Raw genomic sequence first — 21,495 nt, 5'->3', positions numbered from 1 at the left:
GCGTCAGACTCGCAACTTATGACCCAGTAAGACTAAACTAGTCGTCGCCGGTTGGAAGTTCATTGGCTGTCGCCGCCTCCTCGGTTTCAATAATTCCGTAGCTTATTGCCTTGATAGCAGCGACCGTCCTGCTACCCGTTCCCAATTTCCTCATCACGTTCTTCACATGAAAATTCACAGTGTTTTCAGATATACTGAGAATCTTTCCGATTTCCCACGACGATTTACCTCTGGCGGTCCACAGTATGCACTCTCGCTCTCTAGTGGAAAGATCGGGAATTTCTTCGATCGGAGGGCGTTCCATAGTCTCTGCTCCGCAGCCTTTTGCACCGAATATTGTCGATGGCGCACAAAGCATGCCAGCTCTTAGCCTGGTCTAGAATCTCTCCCGTAATGGCTGCGGGGGGCTGAAAGGCGAACGAGGAAGCGAGTAATGCAGCCGTGCGTATGAACAACACGATGCCCCCGCGGATGCTGCCGAATCGAAGGGCCCAATGCTGGCAAAGCTGGTGGTGCGCCTGATTTCTTGACCGCGTCGGCGCTAGCTCGCAGTTCAACGGCAGGAGGCGCGCCATGATACGTGAGAAGGGGCCCTTCTGCACATCGTTGGAGCAGCACCCTGCGACAGTCGATCCGTGACGGCATCTGGTGCTCGGCTAGAGCATATCCTGTGCTGTTCATATCTTGCGGCTTTCGAGTAGTCGGCACATTGCCGTGAAGTGAAGGTCCGGAGCCGTCCGAGCGGTAACGAACCCGCCTCGCCGTCCGCTCGCCTTCGTCTCGATTGCCTCCGTCATCTCGGGCTGCAGACCCTCCAGCGCTGCAGTCTGCAATACCTTGCGAAAGCCATCCTCATCCGACAACAGCGACGCGTTCACTCACCTCTCCTCACTCTGATTTCTCGATTGGCACTTCCCCTTCCACTGGAATCAGTGATTGCAACTTCACCAGCGTGCCATGGCCGCTCTCGCCTCAGAGCAATCGCCGTTAACTCTCCAGACCACCCGGTAGTGCTGCTCGTGCGCGCCCTGCGGATGGTCAACTGCCTAGCGGCCGAAATCGGCCAGGCCAACGTCCTGTCCAACAACCGACCGGCGCACGGCGCGCGTGCGGGTGAACAGATCGAAGAGCTTGCCCCCTTCGCCCCAGCGGATCGCTCGCTGCAGGAACGACAGATTTTCCGAGAACCGTACAAGCATTTCGACGATGGCGTCCTTGTTGTCCAGGCAGACGTCGCGCCACATGGTCGGGTCGGAGGCGGCAAGACGGGTGAAGTCGCGAAAGCCGGAAGCAGAATACTTGATCACTTCGGACTTGGTCGCCGACTGCAGATCGTCGGCGGTGCCGACGATGTTGTAGGCGATGATGTGCGGTAGATGCGAGACGATGGCCAGCGTCATGTCGTGATGCTGCGGATCCATGGTGTCGATGTTGGCGCCGCAGCGGCGCCAGAATTCCGACAGCCGTTCCAGCGCGTCCGGATCGGTGTCGGGAACCGGCGTGAAGATGCACCAGCGATTGTCGAAGAGGTCGGCGAAACCGGCGTCCGGTCCGGATTTCTCAGTGTCGGCTAAAGGATGGCCGGGGATGAAATGCACGCCTTCGGGCACATGCGGCTGCATCTGAGCGATCACCGATGACTTAGCGGAGCAGACATCGGTGAGGATAGCGCCGTTCATGAGCGCTGGTTGGATTTCCTCAGCCACGGCGCCGCAGGCTCCGACGGGGACTGAGACGATGATAAGGTCAGCCCCGCGCGCCGCTTTTCTCGCGTCGGTCGTATAGTCATCGCCGAGCTTCAGCTCCTTCGCGCGCTTTAGAGTCTCGGCGCTACGACTTGCAACCGCGATGTGGCGAGCAAGGCCTTCGCGGCGGATGACGCGGGCCAGCGAAGAGCCGATCAGGCCGATGCCCACCAAGGCGATGTTTTCAAACATGGGTTTCGACATGACTAGTTTTTCAGTGAGTGCCAACTAGGACGTCAGCCCCGACAAGCGCCGCTAAGTATAGCCGCGCGACGTGAGATGAGCGTCAACGCTCTATCTTATCCAGGTGACCCCCCAAAAGACTGCCCTCTCCAGTTCTTCTGCGCGATCATCTCCAGGCTGGTGGCAACTGCGGCGGTGCGGAGGTGGGGGCTGTTGATTGTCATTGTTCCCCACGTGTCGGAAATGGTGAGATCGACCAACTAATTAAGTCGACGGCAGATTGAAGTATCGCGGCAGTCCGAGTTTGGCTCGGTGAAACGGCGATGACATGTCCCATTCGGTCTCGGTAATCGCCTTTCCTCACAATCGGGGTCTTGGGTCCAACATACAAATCGACCTCTACGACACCTGGTATTTCAGCTGCACGAAGGTCACCACGAATGCGATCTAGGGTGCCATTGCGATCAGCGATCAGGAACCGCACGCCCGCCGCTTGTGAATGCGTTCTCCGCAAATTCAATCCTTCACCGATGACAAGCTTGAGGTGTTCGGCGACGAGATCAATACCGCAACTCCGCTGAACCAGTCGAGGGTTGGCTCCGCCCGCAAGACGCGGATTGACTTCAATAACTACTGGCCCACGCGCGGTCCACGCTAACTCAACGAATGAAGGCCCCCAGCCAAGGTTGAGAGCTTGCATACAGCTGAGCGAAACACGGGAGATCCGTTTATACTCCTCATCAGTCAGCGAGGCCGGGTGAGTGTACCCACGACAAACGAAATGCGGTGGGGGGCCGTCTTCCACGGCACAAATCCCAACGATTTGAGCTCCCATTATGTCCGCGCTAAAGTGTGGTCCTTGTGCGAATTCTTCGACCAGTATCCGCGGCGAGGAGGAGGGCCACATGTGGTTCTCGCCCAATAAATAGGTTGTATGCTCGGCCAGCTCATTGGCGTCGCGGCACAATCGAACCCCGATGCTACCATGGCCCACGGTTGGCTTGAGAACGACGGGAAGGCCGATCTCCGCGACAGCGCTTTCGATCTCCGTCGCATTGGTCCCCAAGCGAAAAACAGGGATTGGAACGTTGGCGTGCTCAAGGAGCTGACGTTGAACAAATTTGTCACAACATTGCTCGATCGATGTTGGGTTCGGTCCCGGAAGATCGAAATATCGGCAAAGCTTGCCAACGGTTCCGTAAACCAACTCATCAGCGCTCGTAATACCAGCAATGGTATAGGTCGCATTTAGCCGGGAACATTCGCGGATCAGCGCGTCGAAATTGCTTGTATCGACACGGATTTCCTCACACCCGCCCGCCGCGAGATAGTCGTGCCGAGCGGGATCAGCCGCTAGAGTAATTGGGTAAAGCCCAAGACATTGGGCTGCTTTCACGTAGAGAAGGCCGTTGCTCCTTGTGCCCTCTACCAGGATGAGCGCCCTTTTTGACATTGTCTTTGACCCTCCTCTGCGTGCTGCGCAGCTGTCGAAATCCGGTCAGTCACCGCGACATCCGACGTCAGGTCCACCAGACAACAAGATCCGGCCGCGCAAATCCGAAAAAGCTGTTCAGCACCAGGCGACGCTTTCCGTTGCCTGATTGACCGGTGACCCCATGAACGAAACCGCCATCAAGTAGGGCGATATCCCCGGCTTTGAGCTGGATTTCGCGACTAGGCACCGCATCGAGATAAGCTGCGGAGTAGGGATATCCGGTGTTCTCCACGCCCTGCGACCTTCGATCCGCGACCGTCGGCTTGTGACTCCAGAGCCTCAAGTTTCCACCTTCATCAGGCACGCTGGGATAAAAGTTTAGTGCTGCGACGATGTTGTGCGCCACCGCAGAAAGCTCGTAATCGTTCCCGGCACGTAGCACTTGAGCGACATCGTCGTGAGGGTCCAAAGAATACGTGCCGCTGCCAGACCAGCTGAGACCGCGACAAACATTGGCCTTGCCATGTTCTGAACAGGCCAGCCGCAATTCAACGCCCTGTTTGTGAAGCTCGCGCTTTAACGCGTCGAATATGGCTCTGACCGGGTCGACTAAGTTGCCAAAAAGGGCGTCAACGTACGGCCGCGCATTTTCCGCCTCCTTGAAATAGGTGGCTGCATCCTTCCTGTAGTGGGATGCGCCCACATATTGTCCGGGGACGCCGTCTTTACGCTCCTTGAGCCCGGGACTGCCAACAAAGTTCGTGGTGACCTCCTCTGCTACTTCGGTGCTGAAAGCTCGCTTGATGTGCAGTGCCGTGATCTCACCCTTCATCACCGAGATGATCTCCGCAGTGCTAATCGAGCCGGTTCGTTCTTTGATTGTAAGAGGCGAGATGGCCGGCGTTTGAGCTACTTGGTTAGTCGCCATTGGTTTTCTCCTGTAGTGCATGATCGAGGATGGCAATGCCGTGATCGAGTTCGTCATCTGAGATGGTTATTGGCGGAAGGACTTTGACAACGTCGCGATTTGGCCCCGAGGATTCGATCAGCAAGCCGTTTTCGAACGCGACATCGTGCACACGGCCAACATCGGCCTGTGAACGGCACTTGAGGCCGGCCATCAGACCACGGCCGCGCTTTTGCTCGATGCACTTGGGGAATTTCGCAACGAGGCGATCAAGGTGTTCTTGAAGCTTGACGGCCGTTCGCTCGACGGCTGTAGTAAACTGCCTATCGGACCACATTTTGCACATGGCCGCGGAAGTCACGAAGGCGAGATTATTGCCTCTGAAGGTCCCACTATGTTCTCCCGGATTCCATATGTCCATGTCGGGGCGAATCAGAACTATGGACAGCGGATTACCTGAACCGCTTAGGGATTTGGAAAGGGTCACAATGTCGGGTTCGATTTTCGCGAACTCAAACGAGAAGAAATCGCCCGTTCGTCCCGAACCTGCCTGAATGTCATCCACGATGAAAACAACGTCGTGCTTACGGCAAATGCGCTGAATTTCTGAGAGCCAAGGTGCGGATGCGGTGTTCATGCCACCTTCTGCCTGGATGGGCTCCAGGATGATTGCGGCCGGCTTTTCTATCCCGCTGCCTGGGTCGCCCAACACGTGATCGATGTAACTCGCGGAATCGAAAGTTTGGTTTGGATAGTTCTCGTACGGGACACGGATCACATCGTGGCGAGCAACGCCGCCAAGCTGTCTGGTTGACGCTGAACCCGACACCGCTAAGGAGCCGAGCGACATGCCATGGAACGAATTTGTGAAGGCCATGACACTCGAGCGGCCGGTATATTTTCGCGCCAGAGCCAACGCCGCTTCGTTGGCGTTTGTCCCGGTCGGCCCAGGAAACTGTATCTTATAAGAAAGGCCCCGGGGCTTCAGGATCGACTCGACAAACACTTCGATAAAATCACGCTTTGCGGCCGTATACATATCAAGCGACAAAACTATATTTTTATCGGCGAGGTATTTAATTGCCGGCGCCATAATATCTGGATTATTGTGGCCGTAGTTGAGCGCACCGGAACCAACAATGAAATCAATAAAAGATTTGCCCGCCTCGTCCCAGGTTGTCGCTCCCAGAGACTTAGTAAAGACTGTTGGAAACGATCGCCCATAGCGACGAACGTTCGACTCGTAAGCTTCGAAAATGTCGATGTCCATGAAAGGGCCTCTCTGTATACGGCTTGCGATCAACGCTGCAGGTTCTATGTTCACGCATTCCAAACCATTGAGCCAGACAACTAGCTACGGCCAATCTCGGCTTAAAGCGAACGTATCATTGTCAGCGACTTGCATTCGCAAAGACTCTGTAAATTTGTTTGACGAATCTGTTGCAGCGCTTTGGTATCGATAGCGTGAGAATCAGTACCCGCCTTTGCGGCAATGCTATCGGCGGCGTTGTTGGCGGGGACGACCGGCTGTAACTGACCGCGGCTTCTAATCGGGCCGTGGCGGTGATTGCGCTGTTAGCTGGCGGCGCATAACCCCCTGGCTTCACGGCATTTACAATGCCTCAATAGGTCCTCGCGAGGTGACGGCCGCACTGTAGGCCACCCCCTGAGCAGGCGAGTTGTATTCGGCACCCACGAGCTGACGCAGACGGCGCCTGCTTCGAGAAGGCGCGATCGAAGCGGTTATCGACAAGCCCGGTGTTCGCCATCGCACCATGTGGTGACGACGGCGCGGCTTTTGGAGCGCAGCGCGACTAAGAGTTCCCACCGGGTCTGCATTCATATGATCGAAAATGCTGGCTTAGGCGACGACACCGGCTGTCAAACGCCATCCGGAACTGCCCCCTTTGCGTCATGAAGAACTGCCCCCACCTTCGGGTTCATGATGTCGGTTGAAGGTTAGTTCCGTCGGTGACGGGCCGGAGGGAGGCGGAGCCGACCGGAGGCCTGTCACCGACGGGCGGCCTGATGAGGCCGCTGTTTCGCTTGGCGCGGAGCCGGTAGCTGTCGCCGCGGATGGTCAGCACGTGGCTGTGTTCAAGAGCCGGTCGAGGATCGCGGTCGCGACCACCGGATCGGCGAACACGGTGCCCCATTCGGCAACGCTGCGGTTCGACGTGATCAGCATGGCGCCGGTTTCATAGCGCCGGCTGACCAGCTGAAAGAACAGGTGCGCCGCGTCGGGCTCCAGCGGCAGGTAGCCGAGCTCGTCGACGATCAGCAGCTTTGGTTTCGACAGCGCCAGCAGTTTCTCGTCCAGGCGCCGCTCGCCGTGCGCCTTGGCGAGGCCAGCGACCAGCGTCGTCGCCGTCGTGAACTGCGCTGTATATCCGGCCAGGATCGCCTCTCGCCCGAGCGCGATCGCCAAGTGCGTCTTGCCGACGCCCGTCGGGCCAAGCAGCAGCACGTTCTCCCCGTTGGCGATCCAGCGGGACGCGGCCAGGTCGCGGATCTGCTTGGGATCGATCGACGGCTGTGCCTCGAAGTCGAAGCCCGCAAGCTCCTTCACGGCCGGGAAGTGTGCGAGCTTCAGCGCCATCTCGATGCGGCGGTGATCCTTGCGCGCGATCTCACGCTCGCACAGCAGCATCAGCGTCTCGCGCATCGATAGGTTCGCGCGCGCCGCCTCGTCGAGCAAGCTGTCGAGCTGGTCGCGGATGCCGAAGAGCTGCAATCGCATCAGCATAGCGTCGAGCGGATCGATCGGTGCTTCGGTTGCTTTGTTTGCGCGCGCCATCAGAAGCCCCTCCGATCGCTGCGCAACAACGAGGGCGCTTGCGACGACGCCGGCACCACCGATGCCGCAATCTCCGCTCGGCAGACAGCGCCATTGCGACCGGCAACCCCGTCGAGGTGGGTGGAATCGACGATCCGCAGACGGCGGCCCTGCGATTGCCTGTGGACCGCAACCTCACGCATGCCATGACGGATGCGCACCTCGCCAGCCGCGACCGTCACTGCGACGCGCTCGCCGATCAACCGCCACGGCACCGAGTAGCTGTTGGTATCGACCTCGACGGCGCAATCGTTGCCGACGATGTGGCTCAGTTCGCGCAACAATCCGAACGACGGCCGCCCGCTGAGCGGCTTCAGACGGTGCGCCTCGTCACGCTCGAAGCGGGCCATTGGCGCCTCGCCGGTCGTGCCGTGGATACGCGCGTTCGCCACCTCGCGCTCCCACCTGGCGAGATGCGCCTCGAATGCCTCCCAGTTCGTGAAGGAATGACCCGCGATCGCGTTCTTCTTCACATAGCCGACGCCGCTCTCGGTCTTGCCCTTCGTGCGCGCCCGATACGGCGCGCAGGCGCGAGGACGGAAGCCCCAATGCTTTGCGAACGCGATGAGCTTGTCGTTGAACTCAACCGACCGGCTCGCCGCGTCGTGGCGCACGACGAGCGCGCGCGGATTGTCCATCAGAACTTCCTCCGGCACGCCGCCGAAGCTCGTGAACGCGCTCTCGATCCCGGCGAACCAGTGCTCCTGCTTCTCGGCCCGGAAGGCACGCACATGCAGCCGTCGCGAATGCCCGAGCGTCGCCACGAACACGAATGCCTTGATCTTCGCGCCGCCGATCTCGACCAGACGCTCGCCGAAGTCGATCTGCAGCTGTCGCCCCGGCGGCGTCTCGAACCGCGTTGTCGCCAGCGCCTCGGCCCTCAGCGCCTGACGATAGGGCTGCACGGCGCGTTGCCGTGTTCGCCGGCTGACCGCCAAGCCTTTCTCGGCCAGCAGATCCTGGCGCACCACATCCGCATTGCCGCGATGCCGAATGAACCGCTCGCGTAGCCAACCCTCAAGGCCGTCGAGCCGTTTCGGCCGCTCCGGCGACTTGAACGGCTTCACGCCGTCCGCCGCCACGTAGACCTTCACCGTGTGATGGCTGCAGCCCAATTGCCGCGCGATCCGCTTCAATCCCCACCCGCACGCCTTCAGGCGCAACATCTCCGCCACATCGTCCGGCGTCTTCATCACCTGCCCCTGTGGATCACTCCACGACGGGCTTTCCGTGATTCGTTGTTCGTTCATTTGCTCTCTCCTCAGCTATCCACTGAGGGGGCAATTCCTCGTGGCGCCGAGGGGGCAATTTTCCATGACGCGCGACAACCGGCGATTTGTCCGATGCCGCTTTGTGCGCCAGGTTTCACTCTGTCCGACATCCGACAATTGTTGCATGTTCGACGGGCGTCAATCCGCCAATCCCTTATTTTAATCCATTTTTTCTTCTCTGGCACGCTCTGTGCACGTTGCTTGCGACCGCATCAGCAAGAAAATAGTCCCATGATCACAGTCACTGAAAACGCCGTCGCCGCCGTCAAGGCCGCGCTTTCCCGCGCCGAGGAACCGACGGAAGGCTTTGCATCATGGTCGAGGCAAGCAGCTGCGCCGGCCTCAAATACCCGAGGGGTCTGGAAAGCGTCTCGCGCGAGGGGATGCCGTCATGGAGACCGACCGGATCAATGGTGTCGGTCGACGCAAGCTCCCAGCGCATCTGGCCGGCATGACCGTTGACTTCGTCACGGACCTGGAGTGCTCCGGCTTTGTCTTCGACAATCCCAACACGCGGGACCAATGCGCTTGCGGCAAGTGCTTCGGCTAACCGCCACCATGATAAGGATCGGCGCCATGCGGTATGACACCGACAACGTCTACCACTTCAGCGACAAGGTCTATTTCATCAACCCGAACATTGTCGGCGCTTTGGTAACCCCAAATGCGGCCAGCGAGGTCGGCGCCGTCGTCTGCGGCGATGGGCTTAAATTGACGATGGTTTCGATCGCAAGAGGCAGACGATCACCGCCGCAACATTCCAGACGTTCGGCCGCGGCTCGGCCATAACCGCATCCTCGACATTTACCGAATTCATCGTCGGCAAGATGATCGATGAAGCCCTTCAGATCACCGATCAGGACATGGCGAATTTTCTCGCCGCCCTGCCGCCGCACACGACATACTCATCGCTCGACCGCCTCATCCTGGAGCGCGGCTTGCGGCTGATGAGCGAGTTCTTCCGTACTGTGAGGCAGGCTTCCGAGCAGACACCAGGATTCTCACACCTCGTCCTCGTCAAGGCGTCGTCGCCATGAGTGACTTGATAGCCGCGTTTCTCGTGGTGACCAGAGACCCTTCCCCGCAGCCTCCGCCCGCTGAAACCTGATTCCGCGTGGAGTTCGGGCGGGTAGGTTTTCGGCATCGGGCCACGATGGTGGAACGAGCTGCAAAACGTGCAGTGGGACATTTCCCACCTTTTGCCGCGTCTCATAAGCCGGCAGCGATGTTCCCTTGGCTGCTTAAGCAATGTCAAATGTGGTTAAGGAAATTTTCTACACCCTTCAAGGTGAAGGACGAAATGCCGGGCGGGCTGCCGTATCGTTTCGCCCGCTGTAACCTTTGGTCGGGACGTGAAGGCGAACGGGAAAGAGCATTCTGCGGATTCTGCGACACTGATTTCGGTCGTGTCCCGTCAGGCGGTATAGCTCGACGGCAAAGCCGCTCGCGATCGCGCCGTTAGTAGCGCTGTAGCGAGTGCGCGGCGTGTCGGTGGTCATCGGGGCTTTGCGGTAGGGTTTGGTTATTGACGCCAACCCATTTCGGAAGGACCACTGATGACCGACGACATGATGAACCTGCGCATGCTCGTGGAGGAGACCCTGGATGCCGATCTGCTGCGCGAGATGATCGGCTTTGCCGCCGAGCTATACCGCCTGTCGGGACACGACCACCAATGGCGTTTGTGAGATCGCCGCGATTATCCGCGACTTCTCGAGGACGCGCCGTAGCCGCTGCCTCATGTTCGTCGGCGGAAAAGGTGTTGGGTATCGGGCAGGCTTTCATGACTCTATGTCTCACGCCGCGCGAGGTTGCTGCGACTGCAAGCGCCAGCCTGTCATCATCAAAGCTGAATGAGCGGCTGAGTATCCACATGTAGTGGAAATCTTTCATCCCACTGTTTCGCACGTCTCAGAGCAACCATCGCTCAAGCGATGGGTGGTTGATCGACCGCAATGCCGGGCTCGGCCATCATCTCATCGAGATCGCGCCGGCGAGCTTGGCGGCCAGGTTCCAGCGCATGCCGCAGATTAGCTGAAAGGATCCCGCCAAGCTGGCCGCAAAGCGCCGATCGCGGCGGAAAGCTGTTGAACGACCGCGTCGTGTCGTTCTTCTGATGAGCATAGCATACCATTGAGCCGAATGCTGAACGGCGGACGGGTTCGGTAGCAGACTCGTCAGCTTCTCGAAAGTTGCGCTCCCTAGCATTCGAACTTGGTCTCCAGATGCGGATGCCTCAACTGGTGACGGACCCAGGTACTCGCCAGACGGATCGGTACGAGATCGTTGTTCCCTGAACAGAAGGAGAGCTTCATGGATTCTACTCGGATAAACGGCACCGGATCGCTGCCCTCCCCGCCGGGGTACGTCGACAGACACGATTATTATCTATTTAGGCAAGCTTTGACCCAAGCCAGGTCATCGACTGTCGCACTTGTCTCGGCAAACGCACCGATCTGGAGGTCGAGCGCTCCATACGAAGACTTTTCACATGGCGGCTATTCCTGGAACAATGATATCTGGGGAGGAAAGGGCGCAGGGCCTCAGACAATTTCGGTGTATGCAGACAACCGGTGGAGCGTGTGGTCGAACCAGCCTAATACTGGAGGTATCAAGAGCTATCCCCACCAGGCTTTCAATGTCGGGAAACCGCTCAGTTCAATTAATACTCTGACTGGGAGCTTCAATCAGGATGTTCCTTCTGGCGGCGCCTGGGACACCGCGTACGACATCTGGGACAGTTCACATCAAAATGAGATAATGCTCTGGACAAACCACACCGGAAATCCAGACGGCAGCGGCAATGTTAAGCCGATCTCAAGTCAATATGGCCCTTCCGGTGCGGCGATCCCGGTCTTCCGCAATGTCAATGTAGGCGGCGCGAATTGGAACGTGTTTGAAGGCTCCAATGGCCAAAGGGTAATCTCGCTGGTGCGCACTTCGAAGACCGACAGCGGGACGGTGGACATCAAGGGTGTCCTGGAATGGCTCAAATCTAAGGGTTACTTTGGCGACATAAATGTCGGAAGCATTCAATACGGTGTCGAGATTACCGGGTCTCCCGGGGGAGCGAACTTCAACTTCAAGAACTGCTCCGTGACTTCTACGTGATACATATACGGGCCGCGGATCGCCTGAAAGGGATGTCGGCCAAGTATGTCGGCCGGTCCCATCGCCTGTACGATCGCAAAAGGAGGCGAGTTGAAGCGCCGCTGTGGGGTCGACGCGGACGACCTTCGCGATATATTGCGCGAAATTTGCGCGCTCGATCCGAGACTGGAAACCAATTCCACTCCGGGGGGCGGAGCCATCATACCCAATGTTTTTATCCAGCCCTCGCCCGGCTGCGAGTGGCAAATCGAACTCAATCCGGAAACGCTGTCTAGCCCCTGATCAACCAAACCTATTTTGTCAAAGTCTCACGTCTCACCGCCAACAACGCGACCCACAAAGCATTCCTCAATGAATGCTTCAACAACGCGAACTGGCTGATCCGTAGCCTCGATCAGCGTGCCAACACGATCCTCAAAGTAGCGGCTAAAATAGTCCGTCAGCAAGACGCGGCGTTGCCCACCTGCAGCCACTCAATCTCAGAGCCGTCGCCGAGGCGATCAACATGCATGCGTCGACCGTAAGCCGGGTGACGTCGAACAAGTATATGCTTACGCCGCGTGGTGTATTCGAACTGAAGTATTTCTTCACCGCCGCGATCGCTCCTCCCAAGGCGGCACGGCGCATTCCGCTGAAGCCGTTCGCCACCAGATGAAGGCAATGCTATCGGCGGAATCGCCGAATGAGGGTTACTCTCCGACGACGACATTGCCTTTAGGCTAAAGGAAATCGGCATCGATATTTGCGCGTCGCACTGTCACGAAATATCGCGAAGCGATGAACATTCCTCCTCGGTAAATCGCCGCCGTCAAATGCGCGCGTCAGCCTGATTGCGATCGGGACCAACGGGCGCGGCCGGTGTGGTCCGCATGGAGTTGCTCTTGGATCAGATTCTTCCTCAGCTCCAGCGTCTGCCTTTCGAACAAGCGGCGATATACGCCGCCATCGAGACGCATGAGTGCGTCGTGGTCTCCTTCCTCGACGATCCGACCACGATCGAACACGAGCAGCCTGTCGAGCGTGCGCACGGTCGACAGCCGGTGAGCGATGACGAGCGTGGTGCGTCCGAGTGTCAGCCGATTCATCGCGTCCTGGATCAAGATCTCCGACTCTGAATCGAGGCTGGATGTCGCCTCGTCGAGGATCAAAATTGGCGCATTGGCCAAGAAGGCGCGAGCAATTGCAACGCGCTGGCGCTCGCCGCCGGAAAGTTTCACCCCGCGCTCGCCGACAAGCGTGCTGTAGCCCTTCGGCAAATTCAGGATGAACTGATGCGCATTGGCGAGCCGGGCCGCTTGCTCGATCTCAGCCTGGTCGGCGCCGGGTCGGCTATAAGCGATGTTCTCGGCAAGCGATCTATGAAAAAGGATCGGCTCCTGCTGCACGATCGCGATCTGGGAGCGGAGCGAGGCCTGCGTCACTTTCGAGATGTCTTGCCCATCAATCAGGATCCGACCACCGTTCAGGTCGTGAAGCCGTTGGATGAGCTTCACGAACGTGGTCTTGCCGGAGCCGGAGCGTCCGACCAACCCGACCCTTTCGCCGGCCTTGATAGACACTGAAAGTTCACTGTAAAGCGGCAGCTCATTCTTGTCGTAGTAGAAATGAACTTTCTCGAATTCGAGTCGGCCTTTCATAGTTCCGATCGCTGCGGCTTCAGGATGGTCGGCGACGCCGAGGGGCTGATCCTGGATGTCGACCAGATCCTCCATGTCGCTGACGGATCGTTGCACATTGCGCAGATGAAAGCCAACATCGCGCAGATACCCGTAGAGAACGGACAAGGAAGTAAGCACATAGGCAATGTCACCCGCGCTTACCCGACCGCGAGACCACAGACGCAGCGCATAGCCGATTACAGCAGCTTTAAGAATGACCAGCATGATGCTTTGGGCTGTGCCGTTGATGGTGGCACGTACCCAGGTTCGCCGTGTGCGGTGCCGCCACTTGGCGATGATCTTGGCGAGACGCTGGTCTTCCCGAGCTTCGGCACCGAAAGCCTTCACCACTGTGTTGCAGCTGATTGCGTCCGCTAGCGCACCGCCAAGCTTTGTGTCCCACCTATTGGCAAGGCTTGCCGCGGCCGCGACATAGCGGAGCGACATGATACCGGTGACCGCCAGGTAGACAAGTGAACCGCCGGCAACGATCAGACCCATCATCGGCCAGTGCCAACCGAGCAGCACCGTCGAACCGACCAGTATGATGAGCGACGGGAACAACGCGTCCAGGATCGTGTAATTCAGAAGCTCAAGTGCCCGCATCCCGCGCGAGATCTTGCGCACAGTCGAGCCAGTGAAGCTATTGGCGTGCCAATCGGCGGAAAAGCGCTGCACGCGATGGAAGCCGTCGCTGGTGACATCGCTCATCATCTGCAGCGTCAGCTCGGCATTGGTGATCGAGACGAAGTAACGCATGGCGAGGGCGACGAGCCCGAGCGCAACCAACGTGGAGAACGCTGCAAGGGCAGCATTCCAGGCCATCGCTTCCATTGCATCACGGCGAGCAACGATGTCTACGAGTCGACCCGAATAGAGTGGCGTCAGCATGTCGGCCAACGTTGCGGTCAGTATGGCTGTCATGATGAGCGCCAGCCGCGCCGGCTGGCTGCTCCAGTGACGAACCGTGAAGAGGACAACGTCGCGAAAAGCGCCGTCGCGCAGATCGAGATGGAAACGCTTCGGGAGTGTACGCAAGCGCGCTGGCATACTCAGTACCGAGAAGGCTGAAACGAAACCCGGCTCGAGCGCAAAGAACCGAAAATCGATATCTGACATAGGCCTGACATTTTGTTCTCCGTTTCTCAGCTGCGTCGATGCAATGTCGCTCGCATCGACAATGCTGGCCGGCAGCTGCTGCTCTAGTGAAGAGCATCAAGGGCCATGCCAACTTCCAAAATCGCTCGAAGAATCTAGTTTGGGCATGTGATCCGAGGCCTCGCCAGAATGCCTCGGGCAGTTGGCCCGAACATCGAGCCGAGGCGGCTCCGCAAATCGGGCAATACTGGTCGGTTGGCCGAAATTTTGCGGAAACGACCGCCAATTCCTTCGCGGGGAAGGCCAACTTCACGGGTATCCCCCTTTCGGCTATGTCGCATGTCCGACGATGTCGGACATGCGACATAGCCGCATTAAAAACTATTTTCTCTGTGGCTCGGGTGTTTGTCTGCCTTTTCGCGGGACAGGCGGCGGCGAGGACGTGTTCGATCTCCCGTCGCCAGGGTGGGTGGGCTGCGCGAGGGCAGTCATCTGCCGACCTTGTGGCGGCCCAATTCGCCACGGACCCGTCGCCGAGACCAGCTAGGCCCTGCAGCCGTGCCAAAAAGTGCGCACGACCGGCAAACACAACGGGAGAAGCGAACGCTCGACACGCCCGCCCTCAAGTCGGTTGGCAGGCCAACTCCGGAGTTGGAGGAGCGGAAGTCTGCCATGGCGTCGCTCAACATCGAGGAGGTCAGCGTCCTGTTTGGGGCCGTAAGGCGACCGACGGCTTGCAAACCTGAGAGCTCGCCGGCTACCGCTAGTGCTGCTGTCATAACCTGGACTAACACCGAGTTCGGTGCGCTATGCGACAAGCGCATCGCGCCGGCGCACGAGCCGCACGTTTAGCTTGCGCGCGATGACGGCACTGGCGCGCGGGCGAATGGTCTGAACCGCGGGCACGTCGCGAAGAATGTCCTCCTGAAGGCTATTCATCTGCGGCAGCAGCTCGGGCATGCGGGCCGTCCGCGCCCCACTTTCCGCTTCAAGCGCCTTAGCTCGTCCCGGCAAGGAGATACTGCTATCGCGCGCAGCGACCCGTTGAACCTGATCCAGTTCATACTGGCGCAGGGACAGTGCGAGGATTCGCGGGTCGGCAATCCGGCTTCGGCATTCGGGCGTTAGCGCGTCTTCCAGGCGAAGCGTCTTGCGTCTTTTGCGTCCGGCTTATGGCGGGGATTTTACGATCGACAATTTCATCGCGCGCGCGAAATGAGGGGGACATAGGCTGCCGCCATGTCCTTGCGGATGTGGCCGGCATTCTCGGTCGAGCGATCGCGGGTGCATGTAATATTGTTGACCCAGAGGTCATAGCGGTGGCCGGCGACTTCCTTCCAGCGGGCGAACTCTTCGTGCAGCCGCTTCGTGAAGCGATCTCACGCCACACGCTAATTCGCCTCGACGGATCGGAAATGGGCCCTACGACAGAGTTGTTGATGGTCAGCTTTGGTGACGATGCCTCAGCGCTCGGGGCGGTGGGCGTAGCACTCCATCAGATTGGGAATTAAGACGCATTCGGGGCGCCAGGAGCAACCTGCCGGACGCACAATAGAAATGGCGAGGAAACAGGACCGCAAGATGCCCGCAGCTCGAACCCAGGCAGCGAGGTACCGCGCCCGGCACTGCGGGGCATCAGGCCTCAAGAACGAGGTCGGATAGCGGCACAGCCTGGCATGCCAGACACATCCCCTCCTCCAATTCCGGTTCCTCGATCAGATGCCGGACACGGCCCTGCAAGACTTTGACTGCACAGCTTTCACATTGACCGACGCGGCAGCCGCTGGGCAGTTGCTCGCCCTTCTTCTCCGCAAAGTCCAAAAGCACACCTGAGTCCGGTTGCCATCGCAATGTTCGGCCAGATCGGGAAAATCGGATGTCGCACGCAACGGACTCAATGGTCAGCGGCCTGGTCGGCGCGCGGAACCGCTCGGATCGAACTTGGGCACCTTGCGAGCTAACAGGTCTCTGGTGACCTCATCTATCATCTCATTGCCCGCGCACAGATAGAACCGCGGCCTGCGCTGGAGCAAGCTTTCAGGTATATCGTCGACGGTGAACCTACCTCTTCGAAAATCTCCAACAGGCTCCGCGGGCCGACTTAGATAATTCACGACATGGAGATTGCCCAGGCGGCGCGCATGATGGCAAAGACGTGCGTGGAAGGGCCGAGATTGGGCATCGCGGCAGGTATAGTAGAGGGTAACTTCGGGCTCGCCGGGCGCACCGGTCAGGTTTTCCAGGAACGACAGAAAAGGCGTTATGCCGATGCCTGCCGCGATCAAAACCACGGGGAATTCGTTGATGAGCGGCAAGATAAAGTTGCCAGCCGGAGGCTTCAGAGAGATCACGTCGCCCTCTTTGACGACGGATGTGAGGTAGTCAGAAACTGGGCCGTCCAAGATTCGCTTGACCGCGATAGAGTAAGAATGCGGACTCTCGCTGCTGCCGCCGATCAAGGAATAGCAGCGCTCGTTGCCATCGAGCCTGATTGCCACATGCTGGCCAGGTTTGAACCCGGACAGGGGCAGTCCGTCGACAGGTTTGAACTCGAGCGAAACGATCTCGTTTGCCTCGGCTCGCCGGCCAACAACCTGGAAATCGCGCATCGCCCGCTCGGAGGAACTCCGGACAAGCTGAATGCTGCAGGCAAGCGAGCGCATTGGCAGCGAACCGCTGATTGGGTCCCGGTCACGCTCCGGCACCAACGCGTTGTAGTTCGCACCTTCACCGTCTGCTTCTAGACCATATCCAGGCAACCCGAGATCCGGCGCAGACTGCCACCAGCCATAATCGCCGACCACGACATCTGGAGCAAGGCCGTCATCCAGAGACGCCTTCAGAATGATCGATCCAATGCGCGTCGAAACGCGCACCTGATCTCCCTGATCAATGCCGTAAGCTGCGGCCAGATCGGGATGCATTTCCACCAGTGGCTCCGGCCGTTTCCGTCTCAGGGACGACATGCCGCGATCCTGGCTGTGGCGGAAGTAGCCGTTGCTGGCGGCCATCAGCACCAGGGGAAATGACTGATCACCGCTTTCTGGAGAGGGCACGAATTCAGGAACCGCGCGATAGCCGTGACGCAACAATTTCTCTGAATAGAGTTCGGCACGGCCCGTTTCAGTCGGGAACCCTTCCTCACAGTATTTTTGATAGCGTCGCGCGATCGGGACCCTCACCCCTTGCGGGTTGGCGCGCAGCGTCTCGAGGTCCAAATTGAGCGGGGCGAGCTGATATTTCCAGGCAGCTTCGATGTCTCCATCAAAGAAGAGCTCGCCCAGTCCGAGCCTTTTCGCCAACTCGAAAATGATCCAGACGTCTGATCTGGTGTCACCTTGGCGAGGGACCATTTGTTGCCGCAACTGAACAAGTTCCTGTGCCTCGAAGGATATTTCGAAGCCTATTCGAAGCGCCTCGTATTCCCAGGGCGTTGAGACGGGAAGCAGGATATCGGCATAATCCGAGGTTGGATTGTGGAACAAATCGCAATGAACGTAGAAGTCCAGGTCTTGCAACGCTTGCTTGCCGCGTCCGGGCGCGGGATGCGAGACAAGAAGATTGGTTCCGAATGTTACGAGCGCTTCTACTCCATAAGGCCGGTGATCGATGATGGCATCATAGAGGTCCGTGGAAGTGATCCAACCATTATGCGGCGGTCCTAACGGCCGATCGGCCAATCCCAGCGCCTTGGCGCGTTGCTCTTCCGGCATCAAAGCCATGCTGTGCAGGACCGGCGTCGGCAGTGGAGTTATCTGGACATTCCCCCCCTCTACATCGAAGGATCCAGTAAGCGCATAAAGCGTGGCAATCGCCCGCTCGGTTTGAGTGGCGTTACGATGCTGTCCGGTGCCGGTCGCGCCGGCTGCGTCGACGGTTTCCATCGCATCCGTCATTACGGCTTCCTCGCCAGCGGTCATCGCGCCGCCAAGCTCGACTGCTGGCCAGCCAACAGCAGATGCCGAAAGCGCCGCTGTCGCCGCCGAGCGCCTGGCGTTGACGCATCGCTGCCCATGCTGCGGAGGGGCGATGGTCACGCTCGCCGCTTGGCGATGCGGGGCAGGCGCCGACCCCCTTCTGGAATGACACCTCATGATCACGCCGAGTGCGTCCACATCGTCTGGTTCGGCACCCGTCGCCTTGCGCGAGAAGCTCGATCGCCGGATCGATCTGCTCGAGCCGATCATCGGCGACCTGGAGGCGGCCGAGGCCGTCAGCGAAGCCCAACAGGATGCGACTGCGGCGATGCCAGGTGCGATGCCGGTGCCGACCAGGCTTCTAGCGCGTGGGCAATCGCCAGCCGCTGCCTGATCACCCCCGCGCGAGGTCATGACCCACGCCGGGGTCTGTGACTGCCCAGCCTGCGGTCCTGAGCGGCTGCGCAAGATCAGCTGCGATGAACGCGAGGTGCTGAATATGTACCGTCACACTTAAAAGTCCTCGTGCATGTGCGGCCGAAACTGAGCTGTCGGGACTGCGAGGCCATTACCCAGCCGACGCCGAATGTAGTCGTTGCTTGTCGGCGACGTCCTCTACGAGCCAGTGAACAGGGATTTACCTGCAAAGGGAACCCGCATTCATTTGAGTTTGTGGACGGAGCGTTGTCGCGACCCACCCTCGGTCGATGTTTTTGCAGTTCGATGTACTGAGGCGATTGCTAGCGATTCTACGGTGTTCTTCAGCAAGGCCTTGAGCCGCTTAGTCGCAACCCGTGGTGCCCGTCGCTTGGGCGTCAGGAGGTGATATCCGTAGGGCGCGTCAATCCATTGGCCAAGGGGTGTCACCAACAGCCCGCGCTGTAGGTCCATCCTCGCGGTCGTATAATCAACTATCGCTACGTTTTCTCCAACCTTTAGGGCCTCGATCATGAAACGTGCGCACTTCAAAACAGGTCCCTTCGCGGCATCAACTACTTGTGCGAACTTTGGACCGTAGCAGACATTTGCCCAATAATACCAAACAGAATGACCCTCGGTTGTCCTTTCTTGGCTTGAAATCCGCGCTACCTTCGTTAGATCGTCTGCTGTACGAATGAGGCGTGCGACCAAAGGCGTGCAAACTGGCGCCACCTTATCAACAAACAGTAATTCAGAATCGGCATCAGGATAGCTCCCTGGCCCATACCGAATTGCGAAATCGACGTGATCGCGATCGAAATTGACCGGAACTGGCGAAAAATCACACTGAATCGATATTCCGGGCATACGTTCCTGCAGGGCCGCCAGTTGTGTTGCAAACCAGGGATTGCCGAGCGTCGGCACGCAACTGATGCGTAGCGGTTCATCGTCCTCTTGAGTCAGCAAAGAATCGGTTGCCGCTGCCAGAATGTCGAATGCCGGGCGAACGGCGGCCGAGTAATACTTTCCTTCCCCAGTTAGGGTGATCGAGTTCGCGTTTCGAGCCAGCAGGTTTACTCCAACGTACTCTTCCAGTTTACGCACATGTCGGGCCATAGAGGACGGAGTGATATTCAGCGCTGCTGAAGCTCTTGACATGCTTCCATGCCGTGCGACCGCATCAAATGCTTTGAGCGAATTTAGGGGAGGCAATTTTGGGGCGCCGCCAGACATGTTGCTTCGTCTCCTATGGCGATTACCCACGCGTGCCGATTCACTGGACGAAGCCCATGATGGACACCGCACCACCCGATTTATGGCGATTATGACCACGCGCCGTGCACTTTGCACCATGCGCAGGGTCCCTCGTCCTACGGGATAACACACGTAAAGTCAGGCTATGCTCCATGCGATAGCCGACGCGGTGACCAGTGTCCAGAGGACGGACCATCACCCAGGCGATTCCATTCCGCGTCACCTGCAGAATGGTCCACATTACACTTCATATCGATCATTTGGGCTGTGTAACCTTACCGCCTCGCTCGTAACCCGCCGAATCTCGCTAAGTGGCGCAGGTTAAAGTTCGCATGCGCTGCATTTTACCTGACGTCATTTCAAATCGGTGATCGACCATGGACAATCCATTTGCGGGGTTGGAAGTTGCCAAATGCTGCGGACACTAGCGGTATTGCCCGATTTCAAACCCATCGAACGAGCCTTGGCTGCCTGGGACTGTGGTATTCTTTATGCTCTCCGTCCTATTGCGGAGCGCTTGTTCATCACTGCTGGGCTGAAAACCATCAAACTCAAGATTTCGAACAGCATCTGAGCGCCGGCATGGGCCGTGTTAGCAGTGGCGTCGTATTGTGGTGCGACCTCGACCACATCGCCACCGACAAGGTTGACACCCTTCATGCCTTGGAGGATCGCCTGCGCCTCGCGAGTGGTGAGGCCGCCGACCTCGGGCGTCCCGGTGCCAGGTGCGAAAGCTGGGTCAAGACTATCGATATCGAAGGAGAGATAGACTGGACCACCACCGACAACTGCCCTCGCCTTCGCTATTACGGCATCGATCCCAATTTCCGAGATATCTTCCGCATGAATCACTGTCATGCCCGAATCGTAGGAGAACTCCCACAGATATTCGGAGGAGCCACGAATGCCGATCTGAACGGTGCGCGTGGGATCGAGAACGCCGTCGAGTACGGCGTTACGCAAAGGCCCTGCATGATGAAATTTTGTCTGGTCGAACAGGCCACCCGTGTCGCAATGCGCATCAATATGGATCAGGCCGACGGGCCTCTCTTTGCCGACTGCGCGTAGGATGGGATGGGTGATGGAGTGGTCGCCGCCGACCGAAAGCGGGACAACACCGGCAGCCACGATTTGGCCGATTCTCCTCTCTATGTCTTCGTGGCTTTGCTCTAATCGGTAGCGGCTGGTGAAGGAAACATCTCCAATATCCGCAACGTTCAGATCGTAGGTCGGCGCGCAGTCGAGCACGTAATTATAGGGACCGATCCGCTCGACGGAACGCACCGCTCGTGGCCCGAAACGAGAACCCGGACGGTTCGACACTCCCAGGTCAGTGGGGATGCCGATCAGCGCCAGTTGCAGGTCACATAAACCGGTGCTCTCGTCGCCCACGAGGAGATAGGGCGCGTCCAGAAACGTCGGGATGCCCGCATACGGTGCGGCACAGCGACCTTGCTCCGAGAATATCCGGTCCGCCACTTTGCGGAACCGCGGATCAGTGATTTCGCCGCCATGGCCGGAGCTGTAGCGCTCACGGAGTCTTTCCAGTTCTTTCTCATTCCATGCCATCAGACTCATTCCATAGGTTCTCGTGATCAATTGCCTGGTAGGAACAGATTCGCGCCGATAAACGCTTGGCCAGGGGAAACGTGGGCCAATA

At 58.5% G+C, this 21,495-nt stretch carries 18 protein-coding genes and 7 pseudogenes; 11 read left to right on the top strand and 14 right to left on the bottom strand.

The features are described from left to right. Positions 1-37: 37 nt before the first annotated feature. From RFM40_RS18350 to istA, 8 genes and pseudogenes are all read right to left on the bottom strand, one after another. A pseudogene (locus RFM40_RS18350) lies at positions 38-277 on the bottom strand (helix-turn-helix domain-containing protein); the annotation flags it as partial. Between the two features lie 400 nt (positions 278-677). Beyond that, positions 678-878: a hypothetical protein gene (locus RFM40_RS18345; RefSeq protein ID WP_320277945.1), complete on the bottom strand. Its 201-nt coding sequence runs from the start codon at positions 876-878 to the stop codon at positions 678-680. 168 nt (positions 879-1,046) lie between these two features. After that, positions 1,047-1,949, bottom strand: a complete 903-nt coding sequence (locus tag RFM40_RS18340; RefSeq protein WP_320277944.1) for a prephenate/arogenate dehydrogenase family protein — start codon at positions 1,947-1,949, stop codon at positions 1,047-1,049. A gap of 199 nt (positions 1,950-2,148) precedes the next feature. Then, entirely contained in the window at positions 2,149-3,381 is a 1,233-nt protein-coding gene (locus RFM40_RS18335; RefSeq protein WP_320277943.1) for an ATP-grasp domain-containing protein, read from the bottom strand. 67 nt (positions 3,382-3,448) lie between these two features. Continuing rightward, complete coding sequence (locus RFM40_RS18330) at positions 3,449-4,291, bottom strand: 2OG-Fe(II)-dependent halogenase WelO5 family protein (RefSeq protein ID WP_320277942.1); 843 nt, start codon at positions 4,289-4,291, stop codon at positions 3,449-3,451. After that, on the bottom strand, positions 4,281-5,540 hold the full coding sequence (gene ectB, locus RFM40_RS18325) for a diaminobutyrate--2-oxoglutarate transaminase (RefSeq protein WP_320277941.1): 1,260 nt from the start codon (positions 5,538-5,540) through the stop codon (positions 4,281-4,283). Before ectB ends, RFM40_RS18330 begins: the two co-directional genes overlap by 11 nt. A 670-nt stretch (positions 5,541-6,210) precedes the next feature. After that, positions 6,211-7,067: pseudogene (istB, locus tag RFM40_RS18320) on the bottom strand (IS21-like element helper ATPase IstB). Then, positions 7,067-8,356 (bottom strand): IS21 family transposase, encoded by a 1,290-nt coding sequence (gene istA / locus RFM40_RS18315; RefSeq protein WP_320277940.1) that lies wholly within the window; start codon positions 8,354-8,356, stop codon positions 7,067-7,069. Before istA ends, istB begins: the two are co-directional and overlap by 1 nt. Positions 8,357-8,608: 252 nt before the next feature. Here istA and RFM40_RS18310 point away from each other — a divergent pair. The 7 genes and pseudogenes from RFM40_RS18310 to RFM40_RS33845 form a co-directional block, all read left to right on the top strand. Next, a pseudogene (locus RFM40_RS18310) lies at positions 8,609-8,927 on the top strand (iron-sulfur cluster assembly accessory protein). Positions 8,928-8,953: 26 nt separating this feature from the next. Then, positions 8,954-9,166 carry a hypothetical protein gene (locus RFM40_RS18305; RefSeq protein ID WP_320277939.1) on the top strand — a complete coding sequence of 71 codons (213 nt, stop codon included), beginning with the start codon at positions 8,954-8,956 and terminating at the stop codon, positions 9,164-9,166. Then, positions 9,088-9,414 (top strand): iron-sulfur cluster assembly scaffold protein, encoded by a 327-nt coding sequence (locus RFM40_RS18300; protein ID WP_320277964.1) that lies wholly within the window; start codon positions 9,088-9,090, stop codon positions 9,412-9,414. Before RFM40_RS18305 ends, RFM40_RS18300 begins: the two co-directional genes overlap by 79 nt. Positions 9,415-9,625: 211 nt before the next feature. After that, positions 9,626-9,779 (top strand): annotated as a pseudogene (locus RFM40_RS18295) (7-carboxy-7-deazaguanine synthase); the annotation flags it as partial. Between the two features lie 154 nt (positions 9,780-9,933). Next, positions 9,934-10,065: a hypothetical protein gene (locus RFM40_RS18290; RefSeq protein WP_320277966.1), complete on the top strand. Its 132-nt coding sequence runs from the start codon at positions 9,934-9,936 to the stop codon at positions 10,063-10,065. Positions 10,066-10,690: 625 nt separating this feature from the next. Continuing rightward, entirely contained in the window at positions 10,691-11,488 is a 798-nt protein-coding gene (locus RFM40_RS18285; protein ID WP_320277938.1) for a glycoside hydrolase family 12 protein, read from the top strand. Positions 11,489-11,578: 90 nt separating this feature from the next. Beyond that, positions 11,579-12,318 (top strand): annotated as a pseudogene (locus RFM40_RS33845) (RNA polymerase factor sigma-54); the annotation flags it as partial. Here RFM40_RS33845 and RFM40_RS18275 read toward each other — a convergent pair. Further along, positions 12,310-14,196 (bottom strand): ABC transporter ATP-binding protein, encoded by a 1,887-nt coding sequence (locus RFM40_RS18275; protein WP_320277963.1) that lies wholly within the window; start codon positions 14,194-14,196, stop codon positions 12,310-12,312. The pseudogene RFM40_RS33845 and the gene RFM40_RS18275 overlap by 9 nt on opposite strands. Before the next feature lie 855 nt (positions 14,197-15,051). Continuing rightward, positions 15,052-15,204 (bottom strand): hypothetical protein, encoded by a 153-nt coding sequence (locus tag RFM40_RS18270; RefSeq protein ID WP_320277937.1) that lies wholly within the window; start codon positions 15,202-15,204, stop codon positions 15,052-15,054. A 212-nt stretch (positions 15,205-15,416) separates the two neighbouring features. On the opposite strand from RFM40_RS18270, the gene RFM40_RS33725 reads away from it, so the two are divergent. Continuing rightward, positions 15,417-15,755, top strand: a complete 339-nt coding sequence (locus RFM40_RS33725) for an ROK family protein (protein ID WP_430691696.1) — start codon at positions 15,417-15,419, stop codon at positions 15,753-15,755. Between the two features lie 124 nt (positions 15,756-15,879). Here the strand turns inward: RFM40_RS33725 and RFM40_RS33720 are convergent, their stop codons facing one another. After that, positions 15,880-16,122 carry a 2Fe-2S iron-sulfur cluster-binding protein gene (locus RFM40_RS33720; protein ID WP_430691700.1) on the bottom strand — a complete coding sequence of 81 codons (243 nt, stop codon included), beginning with the start codon at positions 16,120-16,122 and terminating at the stop codon, positions 15,880-15,882. A 23-nt stretch (positions 16,123-16,145) separates the two neighbouring features. Next, a complete protein-coding gene (locus RFM40_RS18265; RefSeq protein WP_430691695.1) occupies positions 16,146-18,128 on the bottom strand; it encodes a molybdopterin dinucleotide binding domain-containing protein in 1,983 nt (660 codons plus the stop codon). On the opposite strand from RFM40_RS18265, the pseudogene RFM40_RS33715 reads away from it, so the two are divergent. From RFM40_RS33715 to RFM40_RS33840, 3 genes and pseudogenes are all read left to right on the top strand, one after another. Next, positions 18,117-18,340: pseudogene (locus RFM40_RS33715) on the top strand (IS91 family transposase); the annotation flags it as partial. The gene RFM40_RS18265 and the pseudogene RFM40_RS33715 overlap by 12 nt on opposite strands. After that, the gene (locus RFM40_RS18260) at positions 18,337-18,555 is read left to right on the top strand and encodes a hypothetical protein (RefSeq protein ID WP_320277935.1); all 219 of its coding nucleotides are present in this window, start codon (positions 18,337-18,339) and stop codon (positions 18,553-18,555) included. The pseudogene RFM40_RS33715 and the gene RFM40_RS18260, both read left to right, overlap by 4 nt. Before the next feature lie 107 nt (positions 18,556-18,662). After that, positions 18,663-18,893: pseudogene (locus tag RFM40_RS33840) on the top strand (hypothetical protein); the annotation flags it as partial. On the opposite strand, the gene RFM40_RS18255 reads toward RFM40_RS33840, so the two are convergent. Then, the gene (locus RFM40_RS18255; RefSeq protein ID WP_320277934.1) at positions 18,822-19,814 is read right to left on the bottom strand and encodes a LysR family transcriptional regulator; all 993 of its coding nucleotides are present in this window, start codon (positions 19,812-19,814) and stop codon (positions 18,822-18,824) included. The pseudogene RFM40_RS33840 and the gene RFM40_RS18255 overlap by 72 nt on opposite strands. A 510-nt stretch (positions 19,815-20,324) precedes the next feature. Beyond that, positions 20,325-21,404, bottom strand: coding sequence for an agmatinase (gene speB / locus RFM40_RS18250; protein ID WP_320277933.1), 1,080 nt, complete (start codon positions 21,402-21,404; stop codon positions 20,325-20,327). Positions 21,405-21,495 lie beyond the last annotated feature (91 nt).

The organism is Mesorhizobium captivum, assembly GCF_033977165.1.
Classification (GTDB): Bacteria; Pseudomonadota; Alphaproteobacteria; order Rhizobiales; family Rhizobiaceae; genus Mesorhizobium; species Mesorhizobium captivum.
Note: the sequence above shows the minus strand (reverse complement) of the source record. Positions and strands in the feature narration are given on the sequence as shown.